At 61.6% G+C, this 1,963-nt stretch carries 1 protein-coding gene; it reads left to right on the plus strand.

The annotated features are described in order from the left end of the window. The coding region (locus GQ59_RS30285; protein ID WP_162183339.1) for a beta strand repeat-containing protein at window positions 1-1,963 on the plus strand (1,963 nt) is incomplete at both ends.

Here is a 1,963-nt window from a genome sequence, read left to right on the forward strand (position 1 = left end):
ACGCCGACGAGGGCACCGATACCGTCAGGACAGCGCTGGCTGCCTATACGATTGCTGGCAACCTTGAGAACCTGACATATACCGGCGCAGCAGCATTTGCCGGAATAGGCAACAGCCTCGCCAATACCATCAGGGGCGCCGTCGGCGCCGATACGCTGGATGGAAAGGCAGGAGCAGACATACTGATCGGCGGTGCCGGAAACGACACCTACATCGTCGATGATGCCGCCGATGTCGTTACGGAGGTGATCAATGAAGGCACCGATCTGGTCAAGACGGCGCTTTCTGCCTATGCGCTGACCAACGTCGCCAACGTGGAGAACTTGACCTTTACGGGTACCGGCGATTTTTCCGGAACAGGAAATTCCTTGGCGAACGTCATTACCGGCGGAACCGGCAATGATACCCTGGATGGTGGCGCCGGCGCCGACACGTTGGTCGGCGGGCTCGGCAACGATATCTACATCGTCGACATGGCGACCGATGTGGTTACGGAGGCAGCCGGTGCCGGCACGGACGAGATCCGGGCGTCGCTCGCCGCCTACTCGATCGCTGCATTGGCGAATATCGAGAACCTCACCTACACGGGATCTGAAAACTTCACCGGCACCGGCAATGTTGCCGCCAACACGATCACCGGTGGCGCGGGCAATGACACGCTGAACGGCGGGGCCGGCGCCGACACGCTGGTGGGTGCCAGCGGCAACGACACCTACGTGGTCGACAATGTCGGCGATGTCGTCATCGAAAACGCCAATGAAGGTACCGATACGATAAAGACCGCACTCGCCAGCTACTCGCTGGCGGCAGTCGCCGGTGTCGAGAACCTGACCTATACAGGCACGGCGGCCTTTATGGGCGCTGGAAACGACCTGAACAATATCCTGACTGGAGGGGCGGCTGCGGATAATCTGAGCGGCGGCGCGGGCGCTGACACGTTGATTGGCGGAGCAGGTTCCGACAGGATGTCGGGCGGGGTGGGCGACGACACCTATGTGGTCGATGTTGCGACCGACATCGTCGTCGAGAACCCGAACGAGGGCACGGACACGGTCCAGACGACGCTTGCGAGCTATATTGTTGGAACGAATGTCGAGAACCTGACCTATACGGGAACGGCGGCGTTTACCGGCACCGGAAATGGCGCCGTGAACGTGATGACCGGCGGGGCGGGAGCCGATACGCTCGACGGCAAGGCCGGCGCCGATACGCTGATCGGTGGTGGCGGCAATGACACCTATATCGTCGAGACCCTGGGCGATGTGGTGGTCGAGGCATCCGGCGGCGGCACCGATGTCATCAAGACCGATCTTGCGAGCTATTCGCTGGCGGCGATCGCCAATGTCGAGAACCTGACCTTCACCGGAAGCGGCGGCTTTACGGGCACCGGCAACACTCTCGACAACGTCATCACCGGCGGAGCTGGCGACGACACGCTCTCTGGCGATGCGGGCAACGACACACTGAATGGCGGCGCCGGAGCAGATGCGCTTTCCGGCGGCACGGGCAACGATATCTACGTCGTCGACAATGCCGGCGACACCGTTACCGAAAACGCCGACGAGGGCACCGACACGGTGCAGACGAACCTCGCAAGCTATACGCTTGGGACCGATGTCGAGAACCTCACCAACACTGGCACGGCGACTTTTGCAGGCAATGGCAATGCGCTGAATAACGTCATGACCGGGGGAACGAGTGTCGACACGCTGAAGGGCGGGGCGGGCGACGACACCTATGTCATCAGCACCGGCGACATCGTCGTCGAAAATGCCAACGAGGGCATCGACACGGTGCAGACGAACCTGGCCTCCTACACGCTGGGGGCCAATCTCGAGAACCTGATTTCGACACGTACGACCGGCTTTTTCGGCACCGGCAATACGCTTGACAACATCATCAAGGGCGGAGCGGCAGCCGACAGACTGACCGGGGCTGCGGGCAATGACACGCTGGATGGCGG

It is taken from the genome of Neorhizobium vignae, from assembly GCF_000732195.1.
Lineage (GTDB): Bacteria > Pseudomonadota > Alphaproteobacteria > Rhizobiales > Rhizobiaceae > Neorhizobium > Neorhizobium vignae.